The organism is Microbacter sp. GSS18 (genome assembly GCA_029319145.1).
Taxonomy (GTDB): Bacteria; Actinomycetota; Actinomycetes; order Actinomycetales; family Microbacteriaceae; genus Microbacterium.
On the sequence record CP119753.1, the window covers coordinates 398387 to 413141 of the forward strand.

The window sequence follows — 14755 nt, forward strand, 5'->3', positions numbered from 1 at the left end:
TCGGGGCCGCTCGGCTCAGGCCTTCGGCGCGTCCTGGCGCTGCGCCAGCAGGTCGCGGATCTCGACCAGCAGCTGCTGCTCGGTGGGCAGCCCCGGCTCCTCGGTCGGCTTGTCGACGCCCGCCTTGGCCTCGGCGCGCTCCTTGGCCTTGTTCATGGGCACGACGAAGACGAAGTAGACCACGAGCGCGACGGCCACGAAGTTGATGACGGCCCCGAGGATCGCCCCGAAGGTGAAGTCGCTCGTGCCGCCGGAGAGGGTCGGAACGCTCCACACCAGGGCGGTGTCGAGGCTGCCGGTCTGGAACAGCACCCCGATGAGGGGATTGACCAGACCCGACACGATCACATTGACGATCCCCGTGAACGCGGCGCCGATGACGACCGCGACGGCGAGCTCGATGACGTTCCCGCGGAGGATGAACTCCTTGAAACCCTGGACCATTCGCGTGCTTCCCCCCTGGCCTGGCGTTACGACGAGGCCGGACTCGATGACGTGGACGATGCCTTCGTCCCGGAGGTCGATGATGGCGAAGAACCCGAGTCGCCGCCACTCGACCCGCCCGAGGAGCCGCTCGAGGCCCGGGAGTCGGTGCGGTAGAAGCCCGACCCGTTGAAGGTCACGCCGATCGACCCGTACTCCTTGCGCAGCACGCCGCCGCATTCGGGGCACTCGGTGAGCGCGGGCTCGGCGAAGGACTGGACGGCGTCGAAACGGTGTCCGCACTGCTTGCAGGCGTATGCGTAGGTGGGCATGGGCTCTCTCGGTTTCAGCGCGCCGCGGGCGCGAAGGTTCGGGTCTGAGTGGGCGTGACGACTCCGGTCACGGGCTGGTCGTGCAGGTCGCGGGGCACGTCGTCGACGATCTCGGAGTCGAACACGACGGCGTACACCGGCGGGCGGTTCTCCATCGAGCCGAGCGTCTTGTCGAAGTAGCCGCGGCCCCAGCCCAGGCGCATGCCGTCGGCTGCGACGGCGGCGGCGGGGATGATCAGCAGGTCGACGTCGTTGAGGGCGATGGGTCCCAGCACATCGCCCACCGGCTCGGGAATGCCGAACAGGCCCTCGGCGATGTCGGCGCCGGGCGCGGCCACCGCCCAGTCCAGCAGGCCGTCGGCCCGTGTGATGGGGAGGAGGACCCGGATGCCGCGAGCCACGGCCTCTTCGACGAACTCGTGCGTCCCGGGCTCGGTCGGCGTCGACAGGAAGCACGAGATGGCGCGGGCCCCGTGTTCGTCGACGAGCTGGTCCAGGCGGGCGCGGATGCCGGCAGCCGCTTCGACGCGTGCGCGCTCCGAGCGCTGCTGGCGCCTTTCGCGCAGCTCGGCGCGCAGCGCCCGCTTGGCATCGGCGATCTCGTCGGACATGACCTCGATTCTAGGCGTCGTCGGGCCATCGTTAGACTGTCGGGCATGCCTCACAAGCCATTCAAGGCCGTCATTCCCGCAGCCGGACTCGGAACCCGCTTCCTCCCCGCCACGAAGGCGATGCCGAAGGAGATGCTTCCCGTCGTCGACAAGCCCGCGATCCAGTACGTCGTCGAGGAGGCGACGGCCGCCGGCATCGAGGACGTGCTGATCATCATCGGGCGCAACAAGAACAACCTCTCCAACCACTTCGACTCCGTGCCGGAGCTCGAGCAGAATCTGCGCAACAAGGGCGACGACGCCAAGCTCGCGAAGGTCCAGCACTCGAGCGACCTCGCCGACATCCACTTCGTGCGTCAGGGCGAGCCCCGGGGACTCGGGCACGCGGTGCTGCGCTCGCGGGCCCACGTGGGCGACCACCCGTTCGCCGTGATGCTCGGCGACGATCTGATCGACGAGCGCGACAACCTGCTGACGAAGATGCTCTCGGAGTACGACAAGCGCGGCGCCACGATCGTCGCGCTCATGGAGGTCGACCCCGAGCACATCCACATGTACGGCGTCGCGACGGTCGAGGCGACCGACTCCGACGACGTGGTGAAGATCACGGGCCTGGTCGAGAAGCCCAAGAAGGAGGACGCGCCCTCCAACCTGGCGATCATCGGCCGCTACGTCCTCGACCCTTCGATCTTCGACGTGCTCGAGCACACCGAGCCCGGCAAGGGCGGCGAGATCCAGCTCACCGACGCCATGGAGGAGCAGGCGGCGGACCCGGAGGGGCCCGGCGTGTACGGCGTGATCTTCCGCGGGCGCCGGTACGACACCGGCGATAAGGTGGACTACATCAAGGCCATCGTGCAGCTCGCGGCCGACCGCGAGGACCTCGGTCCCGAGCTGCGTCCCTGGTTCAAGGAGTACGCGGCGACCCTGTAGCGCCGCCCGTTCGAGGGGGTCGACGTGGACGCGACGTCTCCGCGTCGGCACGGGCCGGTGTCGATCCGGCTGGTGCGTCAGCGCGATGCGCGCACGCTGCAGAACGAGCTGCTCGAGAACCGCGCCTGGCTGCGGCCGTGGGAGGCGACGAGCCCCGACGGGCCGGTGTCGTTCGACATGCGCATCGGCGTGCGCCGGCTGCTGCAGCAGTACCGCGACGGCGTCGGCGTGCCGTTCGTGATGGAGTACGACGACGAGATCGCCGGTCAGCTGAACGTGTGGGGCATCGCGCGGGGTTCGCTGGCGTCGGCGACGATCGGGTACTGGGTCAGCGAGCGCTTCGCGGGCCGGGGGATCACGCCGACCGCCGTGGCCATGGCGACCGACCTGTGCTTCGCCGAGATGGGGCTGCATCGCATGGAGATCTGCATCCGTCCCGAGAACAGTGCGAGCCTCCGTGTCGTCGCCAAGCTGGGGTTCCGCTACGAGGGGCTGCGGCGCCGTTACATCCACATCGACGGCGATTGGCGCGACCACTACTGCTTCGCGCTCGTGCGCGAAGACGTGCCCGACGGTGTCCTGCAGCGGTGGCTGGCGGGGCGGGCGCCGCAGGATGCCGCGACGGTGCCGCCGGCCGACCGGCTGCACGCGTAGGACGACACGCGCCCGGCTGACGGGGGAGGACCGGCTCGTCCCCTACCGTTGTCCACATGGGCGGGCAGGTGCTGGGCGGCGGGGTGATCGTCCTCGTGGCGACGCTGCTGTGGCTGGTGTACCTGCTGCCGAGCGTGCACAGCCGGCGCCAGTACGACGCGGCGGAGCGAAACGCCGTCCGCCTCAACCAGGCGCTCCGCGTCCTCGCCGAGACGAGCGAGACGCCCGAGGAGGTGCGGCTGGAGCTCTCGGCCCGCACCGCGATGGCGCAGCAGCGCCTCGCCCGTCAGGCTCTTGCCGAGCGTGAGCACGCGGCGCTCGAGCAGGCGCGCGTCGACCTCGAGCGGGCGCGTGCCGAACGCGCCGCCGTGCGCTCGCACCCCGAGACCCGTCGCGCCCGGGCGCGACGTCGCACGCGCTTCACCATCACGCTGTCGGGTGTCGCGGGCATCGGGATCGCGGCGTGGGGCGTGTGGGACCTGACCGTCACCGGCTCGCAGCTGGCGCTGTGGAGCGGGGGCATCCTCGTGGTCGTCGCGGCGCTGCTGCTGCGGCGCATGGCGGCCGTCGGGGCACGAGAGGCCGTGCGCTCTCGCGCGTCGGCCGAGCCCGTCTCGCGTCCGGCGACCGCGACCGCCGTGCAGGACGTCGAGCTGACCACCGGCGAGCGCGCGTGGGAGCCGCGCGAGCTGCCCAAGCCCCTCACGGCGTCGGCCGGGTCGCGCGCCGCCGCCGTGCTCGACGCGACGGCCGCGCAGGACGCCGTGCGCCAGGCGGCGCTCGACGAGGCGATGCGTCAGCGCGCCGAGGCCCAGCGTCCGCCGTCGATCGACACCGCGCGCGCCGCGCGCGAGGGGGCGGATTTCGCCCGCATGGGGTACGTCGACGACGCCGAGATCGAGGCTCACGTGCGCCGGCTCCTCACCCGCCGGGCCGCCGGTCAGTGACGCGCCCGGGCCGACCGCCCGGATTCGGGGCCACTCCGTGAGCGTGGTAATGTAACGGAGGTTCACGGGCCTGTGGCGCAGTTGGTAGCGCGTCTCGTTCGCAATGAGAAGGTCAGGGGTTCGATTCCCCTCAGGTCCACCGATGTGATGAGTCGCGACATAGATGACATCTGAGTCGCGACATGGGAGACATCAAGTGAGAGAGCCCGGCCATCGGCCGGGCTCTTTTTGTGTGTTGCGCCAGTAGCCGCGTGTGGGGTCGATGGTGTTGGTCGCGATGATCTCGCCGGTGTCGAGGTGGACGACGGTGATGGTGTGGTCGTCGGCGAGGGCGAGGACGCGTTTGCCGGCGTGGCTGGTTCCGATGCCGAGGTGGTGCATGCGGCCGGCGCGTCGGAAGCTGATCTTGCCGCCGTCGCCGACTTTGTCGTAGCGGAGCCGGTAGTGGACCGGGTTTCGGGAGCCGGCGGGAACGGCTTTCGGTGTGGCGTTGTAGGCGGTCGCGGGGGTGTGTCCGTCGAGGGCGCGGTGCGGCCGGTGGTGGTTGTAGTACTCGCGGAACCGGTCGAGCTGGTGCTGCAGGTCGGGGAGCGTGGTGGGGGCGGGCTGCCGGGCGAGCCAGCGTTTCAGGGTCTGGTGGAAGCGTTCGATCTTCCCCTGGGTCTGCGGGTGGTTCGGGGAGCCGTTCTTCTGCCGGACGCCGAGGACGGGGAGGACGTATTCGAACGCGTTGCGGCCGCCACCGGAGCGGGCGGTGTAGACGCGGCCGTTGTCGGTGAGGGTCGAGGCGGGGATGCCGTGGACGTCGATGGTGGTGAGGAAGGTGTGGACGACATCATCGCCGGTGACCGGGATGTGCGCGGTGCAGGACAGCAGGCAGCGGGAGTGGTCGTCGAGCCAGTTCAGGATCTCGACGTCGGTGCCGTCCGCGAGTCGCCAGTGTGTGAAGTCGGATTGCCAGGTCTCGTTCGGCTGCGCGGCTTCGAACCGGATGTAGGAGGACCGGGGGCGTTTGCGTGGTTCGGGGGTGATCAGGTTCGCGTCGGTCAGGATCCGCCGGATCGTGGAGGTCGATGGTGCCCGCAGTCCTTCCTGGGTGAGGTGCCAGGCGATGGTGACCGGTCCGGCATCCAGCCCGGATGCCGACAGGCTCAGCCGCAGCACGATGATGCGTTCCCGCACCCGGTCGGTCGTGCGATGCGGGCTGGACAGCGGGGCCCGCGACCGCGGCTCGAGCGCATCGAGCCCGCCCTCCCGGTAGCGGACGAGCAGACGGTGCAGATGCTGACGGCTCATCCCGTACTCCGCGGCCGCGGCCGAGACCGACAGCTCGCCCGAGACGACCTTCAACACCACGACCCGATGCTTCGACATGCACGTGACTGTCGCCGATGACGCGACTCACGTGTCACCCATCACCCGTCACCTATGTCATGAACCCACACACCCTCAGGTCCACCGAAGAGGCCCCCGGTTCGCCGGGGGCCTCGTGCATTCTCAGGCGCTCGCCGGCGCCACGTGGTCGAGGATGCGCGGCCACACTGCGCCGATCGCGAGCCCGGCGGCATCGGGCACGCGCACCACGCGAGCGCCGCGGATGCGCCGTCGCAGGCGTGCGCCGTCGACCGCTGCCGACACCAGCGGATGACCGCTGCCGTACAGCAGCACCGTGTCGGCGTCGATCCGCCGCAGGGTCTGGGCCCAGTCGCGGCTGCGCAACGCGCTGCGGTCGAACGAGAAGCCTGCGCCGTGGCCGAGCGCGGCGTCGGCGAGCATCCGCTCGACGCGACGACCGAGTCCGGCGTTCACCGACAGCGACGGCTCGTCCGGTCGGATGCACAGGTCCGCGGGGTCGTACGGTGTCGCGACGTCGCCGGGGCGGATGCTCGCCGGGGTGTCGACGAGCGCGAGGCGATCGACGAGGTCCGGATGCCGCCCCGCCAGGGCGGCGGCCGCGTGCCCCCCGACGCCCCACCCCACGACGCCGACCGTCGCGCCGGCTCCGACGGCGCGCCGCAGATGCCGGGCGACGTCGTCCGCGTGACGGCCGAAGGTCGCCAGTTCGCCCAGCGCGATCGGCTCGGATCCGCCGTAGCCGGGGCGGTCCACGGTGACGATCCGCACGCCCGAGCGGCGGGTTTCGAGCGGATCCGGGTCGAAGCCCGCGGCGCCGGGCATCGGCGTGAACAGGGCGATCGTGCGCGGCGCCGCGGGATCGCCGAGCACCGTGACGCCCAGTCGGCGTCCCGATGCGGAGACGACGTGTCGGTCGGTCATCGTGTCCTCCTGGATGTCAGCGGGTGTCGGCGTGCTCGGCTTCGCGGTCGCGCTGCTCCATGCGGGCGAACCAGCGGGCGATGGGCACGTCGGTGGACGAGTGGGCGATGATCGACAGCGAGATCACGACCACGATGATGTGGAAGAGGTGCTCGGCGTCCACGATGCCGCTCTCGAGCACGAGCAGGCCGTACAGCACCGACGCGAACCCCTTGGGTCCGAACCACGCGGCGGTGGCCTTCTCCTCCCAGGGGAGCTTGCTGCCCAGCAGCGCGATCCACACCGCGAGCGGTCGCGCGAGCACGAGCGCGAGGACGGCGTAGACGTAGCCCAGCGCCGGGACGTCCGCGAGGACGGCGGGCGAGATGACAGCGCCGAAGACGAACAGCGCCAGGAGCTTCACGATCTCGGCCACGTAGTCGCCGAACTCGATGAACGCGTCCCGCACCGCGGGCATCGTGCTCGCGATCGTCATGCCCGCCGAGAAGGCGGCGAGGTACGGGTTCGCGCCGGTGAGGTGCGCGATGCCGTAGATGAGGCATCCGATCGCCACGGGCGTCAGCGCCGCGTAGAGCGGAGTGGACGGGAGGAAGCGGATGCGGACGAGCATCGCGACCAGCAGCGGGATGCCGATGCCCAGGACGATGCCGCCGACCAGTTCGAGGGCGAGCACGCCGAAGTCCGTCTGCTCGCCGCTGAGGATCGTGAGGAAGACCAGCACGATCGGCAGCGCCAGGCCGTCGTTGAGGCCGGATTCGACGCTGAGCAGGTGCCGGACGCGACCGGGGATCTCGCCGCGTCCCACGATGGCGCTCGAGAGGACGGGGTCGGTCGGCGCCAGCACGGCCGCGATCAGCAGGGCCTGAGGCCAGGACAGCTGCAGCAGCACGACGCCGAGGACGGCCGTGATCGCGAACGTCAGCGGCATCCCGAGCAGGAGCGCGCGTCCCGGCAGACGCCACGCGCGCGTGAGGTCGCGCACCGCGATGCGCTGGCCGTCGGTGAAGAGCACCACGAACAGCGCGAGCTCCGCGATGAGGCTCACCGAGGAATCGCCCGCAGAGATCGGGATCACGTCGGTGACGCCGCTGCCGAGGATGAAGCCGGCGAGGAGGAAGAGCACCGCCGTCGAGAGCACCGTCCGGTGCGCGATCCCCGAGATGAGGATCGCCAGCAGCAGGACGGCGCCGAACGCGATGGTCACGGTCGCGACACTAGCGCGCCCGGCGCGCCCTCCGCGCCTTCGCGCGCAGGATGCGCACGATCAGCCGTCCGGCGACGGCGGCTTTCGTCCGCGGCGACGCGGAGCTGCCGAGCACCTCGTCGATCCCGGACCTCAGCAGGTTCGCCCGCTGCACGGGGTCGTGGGGCCAGCTCTTGCTGAGGCTGCGCTTCGTGTAGTGCTTGTGGCACAGCACCTCGGGGACGCGCACGAAACCGCCCAGCAGGGACAGGTGAAGCAGCCACGTCCAGTCGGCCGAGTACTCGCCGCTGCGGTTGCGGTGGATGCCGCCGGTCCGCTCGTAGGCCGACGTGCGGAACAGGCCGCGGTTGGGCACCCACCAGTCGTAGGGGCGGCGCGCCATCACGATGCCCCGATCGGCAGCCGACGACATCCCCTCCAGCTCGTCGAAGGCCCGCGTCTCGACGGTTCCGTCGACATCGGTCACCGTCATGTCGCTGAACGACAGGATCGCCGATTCGTCGGCGATGAGCGCGTCGGCGAGCCGTTCGACGTACGTCGGATCGACGACGTCGTCGTGGAACGCGAAGAAGCTGAAGGTCCCCGTCGCGCGGCTCATCAGATCGTTCGAGTTGCCGAGCCACCCCAGATTCGCGCTCCGGCGCACGATCCGGACATCGTCCCGCTCGGCGGCGAAGTCCTCGATGATCTGCGGCGTGGCATCCGTGGAGCCATCGTCGCCGATGAGGATCTCCAGCGCGGGCCATGTCTGGGCTGCGAGGCTCTCGAGCGTGCGCCCGACGGTCTCGGCGCCGTTGTAGGTGGGGACGATCGCGGTCACGAGCGGATGCGTCGCACCGGCGGGCTCGGGCGTCGTCATCTCAGCTCCATGATCTCGTCGGCGAGCCGGCGGGCCGTCCAGGGCGCGGTCGAGTACTTGCCGGTGTCCACCGACCAGTACGGTCCCCGGCGCGCGACGCCGTACCGGTCGCGACGGTGCAGGCCAGACCGGGGGTCGGCGAGGGAGCCGACGCCCTCGGCGAACACGTGACCGCCGCCGACGCGGATCTCCTCGGCGGAGTCGATGACGTCGCCGATCCAGGGCAGCACCGTCTCGAGTCCGGCCCGCACCTCGTCGATGAAAGCGTCGCGCGCCGGTCCGACCGGCAGGGCCGGCTCGGCGAGCGCCACGTCGAATCCCTGGGCGACGAGGCCCGCCGTGTACCACGACAGGTAGAAGGATGTGCCGTCGTAGTTCTTCACGTCGCCGAAGGGGCCGATCGCGACGACGGCGCTCGGCGTGTCCAGCGGCGCCGAGGTCCGTGCGAACAGCGACCAGCGCACACGATGGGTCCAGGTCGGCGGCAACGCGAGACCGGCGTCCTGGTCGACGGCGAGACGGCCGCCCCACAGCGCGTTGACGACGACGTCGAAGCGCTCGGCGAAGCCGTCGCCCCGGACCGTCGCCCTGCCGCCGTCATCGTCGATGTCGACGCCGGACACGGTGACCCCGGGGACGAAGGCGACGGCGTCGTCCGCCAGCACGCGGTCGGCGAGGCGATCGGCGATCCAGCCGGTGTCCACCGAGCGCTCGGGGACGCGGAATCCCGCCGTGATGCGCGAGGAGGCGACGGCGGCGAGCTCGGCCGGGCCGAGCCGCTCGCTGCGCGCGGCCGACGCGTCCACGAGGTACCGACGGGCGTCCGGATGCTGCCGCACGAGCGCGCTCACCGCGTCGAAGTGGGCGCCGACGGCGTCGGCGGCGACGACGGAGTCGCGGTCGATCAGATACAGGTCGTCCGCCGGCGTGATGTGCGGCTCGAGGTCGGCGTCGAGAAGGTCCGACATGATCGGCGCGAAGGCCAGCCCCCCGGGAAGGACGTGCCGCGCGGTGCGCAGCGTCGGGTCGGCGCCGTAGAGGTAGCCCAAGTGGATCTTGCCCTCGTTGAAGCGGCTCGCCTCCGCCATCGGCGACGGGCGCCGATCGATCACGGTCACGTCCGCGCCGCGTCGCGCGAGCTCGACGGCGAGACAGGAGCCGGTGATCCCCGCCCCGAGAACCGCGACGCGCCGGGTTCCCGTCGCGCTCACGGCGCGGGCTCGGGGTCGAGCGTGTAGTCGGTCGGGTCGTACGGACCGTCGCACAGCACCGCCAGCGCGCTGCCCGGTCCCAGGTATCGCTGGCGTGCCCACACGCCCGGCTCCAGCGCGAGAGCCCGCCCGTCGTCGGGCAGCGTCACGCTCGCCGCGCGTCCGTGGGTCACGACGTCGACCGCGACGCGACCGCTCGCGAGCATCAGCACCTGCCGCCCCCGAACGTGGGCGTGCCCGCCGCGCTCGGCACCGGGCTCTCCGGCGACGACGAACACGCGCGCGATGTCGAAGCCGACGTCGCGCGCCTCCGCGCTGGTCAGTGCGCCGCGGTCGTCCAGGAAGGTCGGCACGTCGATGATCCGGACGCATTCCTCACAGGGGCCGTCGGCGGTCGCATCCGGGACATGCATGGCGCGAGCCTACCGTCAGCGGTGCTTCCGGTCGGCAGCGGAGGTCAGGATCACCAGCTCCTGCGTCGCGCGCGTCATCGACACGTACCTGTCCACGGTGCCGCCGACGCCCGCCCCGAAGGCGTCCGGATCGACCAGCACGACCAGATCGAACTCGAGGCCCTTCGCCGTCACGGGCGTGAGCGAGCGCACGCGCGGCAGTCCGGCGAACGCGTCGTCCCCGATGACGCACGCGAGCCCGTCGGGGTGGTCGCGCAGCCACGCCTCGAGCACCGCGTCTCGATCCTCGCGGGCGCCGCACCGCACCGGCACCCCGCCGGAGCGGATCGATCGGGGGACGCTGGCGTCGGGGATCGCCGCCCGGATGACGGGGGCCGCGGCGTCCATGATCTCGGTGGGTGTCCGATAGTTCACCCGAAGCGTCGACTCGCGCACGTGCGAGAGCCCCACACGTCCCAGTCGTGCCGGCCAGGACTCGGTGAAGCCGTGTCGAGCCTGTGCGCGGTCCCCGACGATCGTGAAGCTGCGCGACGGGCATCGTGCGACGAGCATGCGCCATTGCGCGTCGGTGAGCTCCTGCGCCTCGTCGACGATCACGTGGGCGAACGGGCCCTCGAGCGGATCGGCGTCGGCATCGGGCACGACGGCCTCGTCCACCAGGCTGTTGCGCAGATCATCGCCGTCCATCCACCGCAGCACGGCCACCGACCGGCTGAGCTGCTCGACGACGTCTCCCATGTAGGCGCGCTCGGCGGCCAGCGCGGCCTCCCGGCGACGGCGGCGGGCCGACGCCGCGGGGTCGCCCAGACGGCGGCGCGCGGCGTCCAGCAGCGGCAGATCCGCGTCTGTCCACGCCGAGCCCTCGGCGCGCCGCAGCCGCTGCACGTCGTCCGGGCCGAGCCACGGGGCGCAGCGGCGCAGGTAGGCCGGGACGGCCCACAGGTCCGCGACGAGGACGGATGCCTCCACGAGCGGCCACGCGCGCGTGAAGGTGCGCGTGAGCTCCTCGTCGCGCGCGAGCGCGCGCCGTACCTGGTGCAGCGGCGCGTCGTCGTCGACCTGGTCGAGCAGGATCTCGAGGATGCGTTCCCACACCTGGTCGCGCGCTTCGTTGTGCGACATGCCCGGTTCGGCCGACCCGAACGCCTCGTCCCAGTCGTCGGGTGTGAGCACGACCTCTCCCCAGCCGCTGTCGAGCACGAGGGCGTGTGTGGGGGGCTCCTCGTAGAGGGCGACGGCCGGCTCGATCGCATCGACCATGCGCGCGTCCGCCTTCAGGCGAGCGGTGTCGGCATCCCGCTCCGGAACCGCGCCGCGGCCCTCGGCGACGAGGTCGCGCACGGTGCACGTGCGCACGCCCTCCTCGCCGAGACTCGGCAGGACGTCCGCGACATAGGCGAGGTACGGCTCGTGCGGCCCCACGAACAGGACTCCGCCGCGGCCTGCGGCCAGATGCGGATCGGCGTACAGAAGATAGGCGGCGCGGTGGAGCGCCACCACCGTCTTGCCGGTTCCGGGTCCGCCCTCGACGACGAGGGCGCCGTCCGAGCCCGCGCGGACGATGGCGTCCTGATCGGCCTGGATGGTGCTCAGCACGTCTCGCATGCGCGCCGACCGGCTCGCCCCGAGGCTCGCGATGAAGGCGGACTCGGCGTCGAGCGCGGCGTCGGTCTCGAGCCCCTCGGCGGTGAAGACCTCGTCCCAGTAGTCGCGGACGCGCCCGCCGCTCCAGCGGTAGCGGCGGCGGCTGAGCAGCCCCATCGGGTTCGAGTAGGTCGCGGCGAAGTACGGCTCCGCCGCGGGCGTTCGCCAGTCGACGAGGAGCTGCCCGCCTTCGTCGTCGGTCAGGCCGAACCGGCCGATGTACAGCGGTTCGCCGATGTCGGGCACGATCCGCCCCAGGCACAGGTCGAGTCCGAATCTGCGCAGCATCCGCAGTCTCGCCGACAGCTGATGGATCTCGAGGTCGCGCTCCAGCGCGTGCTGCCCCGCACCGCCCGGCGCGCGCCGGAGGGCGTCCAGTCGCGCCGCGAGTGCGTCGGACTGACGGTCCAGCGCGTCGGCGATCGCGGCGAACCGCCGTGCATCGGCCTCGATCATGGTCGGGGCCGCCTTCGCCGTCTGCTCCGGGGGCAACTCGAATACGGTGGGGGTCATTCGTCTCCGGTCTTGTCACGCGATGCCGCGGCGTGCGCGATTCGCTTCGCGACCAGCGATTATTCACCCCACCTGGGGTCTTGCCGCAAGCCCCCCTCCCTCCGGGATAATGGAAGGGGAGATCAGTCGACGCTCTGCGGCTGCCCCGGCTGCGTCCCGCCGATCCGGAACGGGCGCATCATCTCGTTGTCCTCGTGCTCGACGATGTGGCAGTGCCACACGAACTGCCCGGGCTGATCGAAGGTCGCCTTCACCCGCGTCACCTGGCCGGGGTAGGCGATCACGGTGTCCTTGACGCCCGTCTCCCACGGCTCGGGCCCGACGGGGAGAGCGCCGGGGGCGACCTGAACGGTGTGCGCATCCTCGTCGACCAGGACGTCCTGACGCGACACGACCTCGAAGGCGACCTCGTGGATGTGCATCGGGTGGGCGTCGCCGGTCGTGTTGTACAGCTCCCACACCTCGGTGTCGCCGACCTGGGGGTTCTCGGTGACCTGGTCGGCCCACTTCTTCACGTGCCATTCCCCCGACGGGTCGTCGACGATGCCCAGGAGCGCCTCGAGAGGCCCTTCGGTCTCCCCGATGTCGGTTTCGCCCTCGCCCGCCCGCTCGATCAGGGCGAGCTTGCGGGTGGTGGTCGCAATCGGGAGCGGGGCGAGCGGTGGCAGCACGAGGTGCTCGGGCGGCGTCGTGTCGTCGAATCCGGTGGCGGGTCCGACGCGGAACTGCATGACCTGACCGGTATCCGCCGGGTCCGAGGGCTCGAAGTCGGCGCCCGGTTCTCCTCCGCCGAACGGCTCGTCCGGGCCGACGTTGCCGAGCACGTAGTCGCCGGTGGGGACGGCCGTGAAGTCGACGATCAGGTCGGCGCGCTCGGCGAGCCCCATCAGGAGACGGTTGCCGTGGTCGTCGGTGAGGTTCACGGGTTCGGAGAGGAACCCTCCCTCGTTGCCGATCGCCCACACCGTCACCCCGGGGATCTGAGCGAAGTCGAGGATGAGGAAGCGCGACTGGCAGCCGTTGAGGACGCGGAACCGGTAGCGCCGCTGCTCGACGTCCAGGTACGGCCACGTGTTGCCGTTGACGATGAGGGTGTTCCCGAAGAACTCGGGGTTCCAGATCGGCGAGAACGCCTCCTCGTCCTCTTCGGCGTCGCCGATGTACGGACCCGTGATGTCGTCGAAGAACGCGCGCGTGTCGGGGTAGAAGAGGCTGCCGTCGGCGTTGAACGAGCGGTCCTGGATCGCGAGGGCGATCTCACGGTACGGCTTGTTCGGCGGGAACTTGTCGTTCTCGCGGGGCGCGGGTCCGGGCAGGACCGCCACGCTGCCGTCGCGGCCGTCGGTCACGGCCTTGTCGCCGTGCGGTCCGCCGCGGATGATGTAAAAGCCCGCCGGCCCGGCGTACACGTTCAGCCGCGTCATCCCGAGCGCATGGTCGTGGTACCAGTCGGTCGACGCGCGACCGAGGTTCGGGTACTCGAAGACGGCGTAGCCGGTGCCCCAGTCGTAGTCGCCGTCGTTGAATTTCGCCTCGGCCTTGCCCCTGAAGAAGCCGTACCAGGTGCCCTCGGTCGCGTAGTCGGCGGGGATGCCGGTCGTCGCGTCCGGGAGGTACCAGGCCTCGGTGTAGCCGTCGCTCTCGTCGCCGACCCCGATTGCCCCGTGCACGTGGGTCACGATGGGGACGGGGCCGGTGTACGCGGGCGGCGTCTCTTCGAAGTGCGGGCGCGTGTCGCGGTCGTCTTCGCCGCCCGGGGGGTTGGCCCAGTGGAGCGTCGGGTCGACGGGCAGCAGGTGGGGGAGCGCGGCGCCGTTCGTGTCGACGAGGTCGTTGATCCACCTCACGCGCACGGGGCGGTCGTACGAGGCCTCGATCGTGAGCGACGGTGCGTTGTGCACGAGGAGCCCGTTCTTCTTCTCCGCCGCCACGGCTCCGTACCCCCACAGCGTCGTCGCGGGAAGCGAGGACGGCAGGACCTGCTGGTCGAACTGCCGCATCGAGATCTCGTAGTAGTCCGCCGGCTTGCCTCCCGGCATCCGGATCGTCCCCGCGCGCGGCATGACGGGCGGGATGAGCAGCGGCGTGACGTACTTGGGGATGTCGCCCGGAGCGAGCGTGCCGCCCGGGACGGTCATATGGGAGACCGGGATGCGGAAAGGTCGCCCGCGGATCTGCCCGACAAGGACCAGCCCGGCGCCCGCGACCGTCGCTACGCGCAGGAAGTCTCTCCGTGATATCTGGATTCGAGTACCCATGATCACTTCCCCAGCCCGGGCACCGTCGCCCGGAGGCCGACGCCCGCCCCAGCGACGGGCGGCTACGGCGACATTCTCGCACCGCGAAGGGGCGTCCGGAACCCCCCGGCTGCGTGCACCCGGTACGGCGCACGCAGGCGGGGGACGTCGAGGACAGGGCGTGGCGAAGCCGCCGCGTCGGCGGTCTCGCCGGTCCAGCGGCGCGGCGCCCGAGAACAGGGTCCGCACGCTCGAGATGTCGAATTCGTCCACGATCGGATGCTTGGCGAGGGCCACGGCGATCGGCGGGGCGATGTAGATGTAGATGTAGGTGCACTGGTGCGTCTGGATCAGCCGCAGGAACTCGACCAGGTCGAACTTCGGCATCGTCACCATGCTCGCGCGGCGCTGCAGCGCCAGGTTGAGCAGCATCGTGTGTCGTGCGACCGGCAGCGCCGCCGGTCGCCGTCCATCATGCCACGCTGGGACCGAGTTTC

The 14755-nt window shown here is 71.0% G+C and carries 14 protein-coding genes and 1 tRNA gene; 4 read left to right on the forward strand and 11 right to left on the reverse strand.

Going from position 1 to position 14755, the window contains the following annotated elements; translation table 11 throughout:
• Positions 1 to 15 precede the first annotated feature (15 nt).
• The 3 genes from mscL to P0L94_01885 are packed head-to-tail and all read right to left on the reverse strand — an operon-like array spanning position 16 to position 1366.
• The gene (gene mscL / locus P0L94_01875; GenBank protein ID WES64830.1) at positions 16 to 444 is read right to left on the reverse strand and encodes a large conductance mechanosensitive channel protein MscL; all 429 of its coding nucleotides are present in this window, start codon (positions 442 to 444) and stop codon (positions 16 to 18) included.
• Between the two features lie 26 nt (positions 445 to 470).
• A complete protein-coding gene (locus P0L94_01880) occupies positions 471 to 755 on the reverse strand; it encodes a zinc ribbon domain-containing protein (GenBank protein WES64831.1) in 285 nt (94 codons plus the stop codon).
• A 14-nt stretch (positions 756 to 769) separates the two neighbouring features.
• A complete protein-coding gene (locus P0L94_01885) occupies positions 770 to 1366 on the reverse strand; it encodes a 5-formyltetrahydrofolate cyclo-ligase (protein ID WES64832.1) in 597 nt (198 codons plus the stop codon).
• 45 nt (positions 1367 to 1411) lie between these two features.
• Here P0L94_01885 and galU point away from each other — a divergent pair, with 45 nt between their 5' ends.
• The 4 genes from galU to P0L94_01905 all read left to right on the forward strand — a co-directional run bounded on the left by galU (position 1412) and on the right by P0L94_01905 (position 4039).
• Positions 1412 to 2299, forward strand: coding sequence for a UTP--glucose-1-phosphate uridylyltransferase GalU (gene galU / locus P0L94_01890; GenBank protein WES64833.1), 888 nt, complete (start codon positions 1412 to 1414; stop codon positions 2297 to 2299).
• A gap of 24 nt (positions 2300 to 2323) precedes the next feature.
• Positions 2324 to 2953: a GNAT family protein gene (locus P0L94_01895; protein WES64834.1), complete on the forward strand. Its 630-nt coding sequence runs from the start codon at positions 2324 to 2326 to the stop codon at positions 2951 to 2953.
• A gap of 56 nt (positions 2954 to 3009) precedes the next feature.
• Entirely contained in the window at positions 3010 to 3900 is an 891-nt protein-coding gene (locus P0L94_01900) for a hypothetical protein (GenBank protein WES64835.1), read from the forward strand.
• 66 nt (positions 3901 to 3966) lie between these two features.
• Positions 3967 to 4039 (forward strand) — tRNA-Ala (locus P0L94_01905).
• A gap of 53 nt (positions 4040 to 4092) precedes the next feature.
• Here the strand turns inward: P0L94_01905 and P0L94_01910 are convergent.
• From P0L94_01910 to P0L94_01945, 8 genes are all read right to left on the reverse strand, one after another.
• Entirely contained in the window at positions 4093 to 5274 is a 1182-nt protein-coding gene (locus P0L94_01910) for an IS481 family transposase (GenBank protein ID WES64836.1), read from the reverse strand.
• A 123-nt stretch (positions 5275 to 5397) separates the two neighbouring features.
• A complete protein-coding gene (locus P0L94_01915; protein ID WES64837.1) occupies positions 5398 to 6177 on the reverse strand; it encodes an alpha/beta fold hydrolase in 780 nt (259 codons plus the stop codon).
• A 16-nt stretch (positions 6178 to 6193) separates the two neighbouring features.
• Positions 6194 to 7381 (reverse strand): cation:proton antiporter, encoded by a 1188-nt coding sequence (locus P0L94_01920; GenBank protein WES64838.1) that lies wholly within the window; start codon positions 7379 to 7381, stop codon positions 6194 to 6196.
• 10 nt (positions 7382 to 7391) lie between these two features.
• On the reverse strand, positions 7392 to 8240 hold the full coding sequence (locus P0L94_01925) for a glycosyltransferase family 2 protein (GenBank protein WES64839.1): 849 nt from the start codon (positions 8238 to 8240) through the stop codon (positions 7392 to 7394).
• On the reverse strand, positions 8237 to 9553 hold the full coding sequence (locus tag P0L94_01930; GenBank protein ID WES64840.1) for an FAD-dependent oxidoreductase: 1317 nt from the start codon (positions 9551 to 9553) through the stop codon (positions 8237 to 8239). Before P0L94_01930 ends, P0L94_01925 begins: the two co-directional genes overlap by 4 nt.
• A complete protein-coding gene (locus P0L94_01935) occupies positions 9448 to 9864 on the reverse strand; it encodes an FdtA/QdtA family cupin domain-containing protein (protein ID WES64841.1) in 417 nt (138 codons plus the stop codon). Before P0L94_01935 ends, P0L94_01930 begins: the two co-directional genes overlap by 106 nt.
• Positions 9865 to 9879: 15 nt before the next feature.
• Entirely contained in the window at positions 9880 to 12021 is a 2142-nt protein-coding gene (helR, locus tag P0L94_01940) for an RNA polymerase recycling motor ATPase HelR (GenBank protein ID WES64842.1), read from the reverse strand.
• A 122-nt stretch (positions 12022 to 12143) separates the two neighbouring features.
• Positions 12144 to 14690: a multicopper oxidase domain-containing protein gene (locus tag P0L94_01945; GenBank protein WES64843.1), complete on the reverse strand. Its 2547-nt coding sequence runs from the start codon at positions 14688 to 14690 to the stop codon at positions 12144 to 12146.
• Between the last annotated feature and the right edge of the window lie 65 nt (positions 14691 to 14755).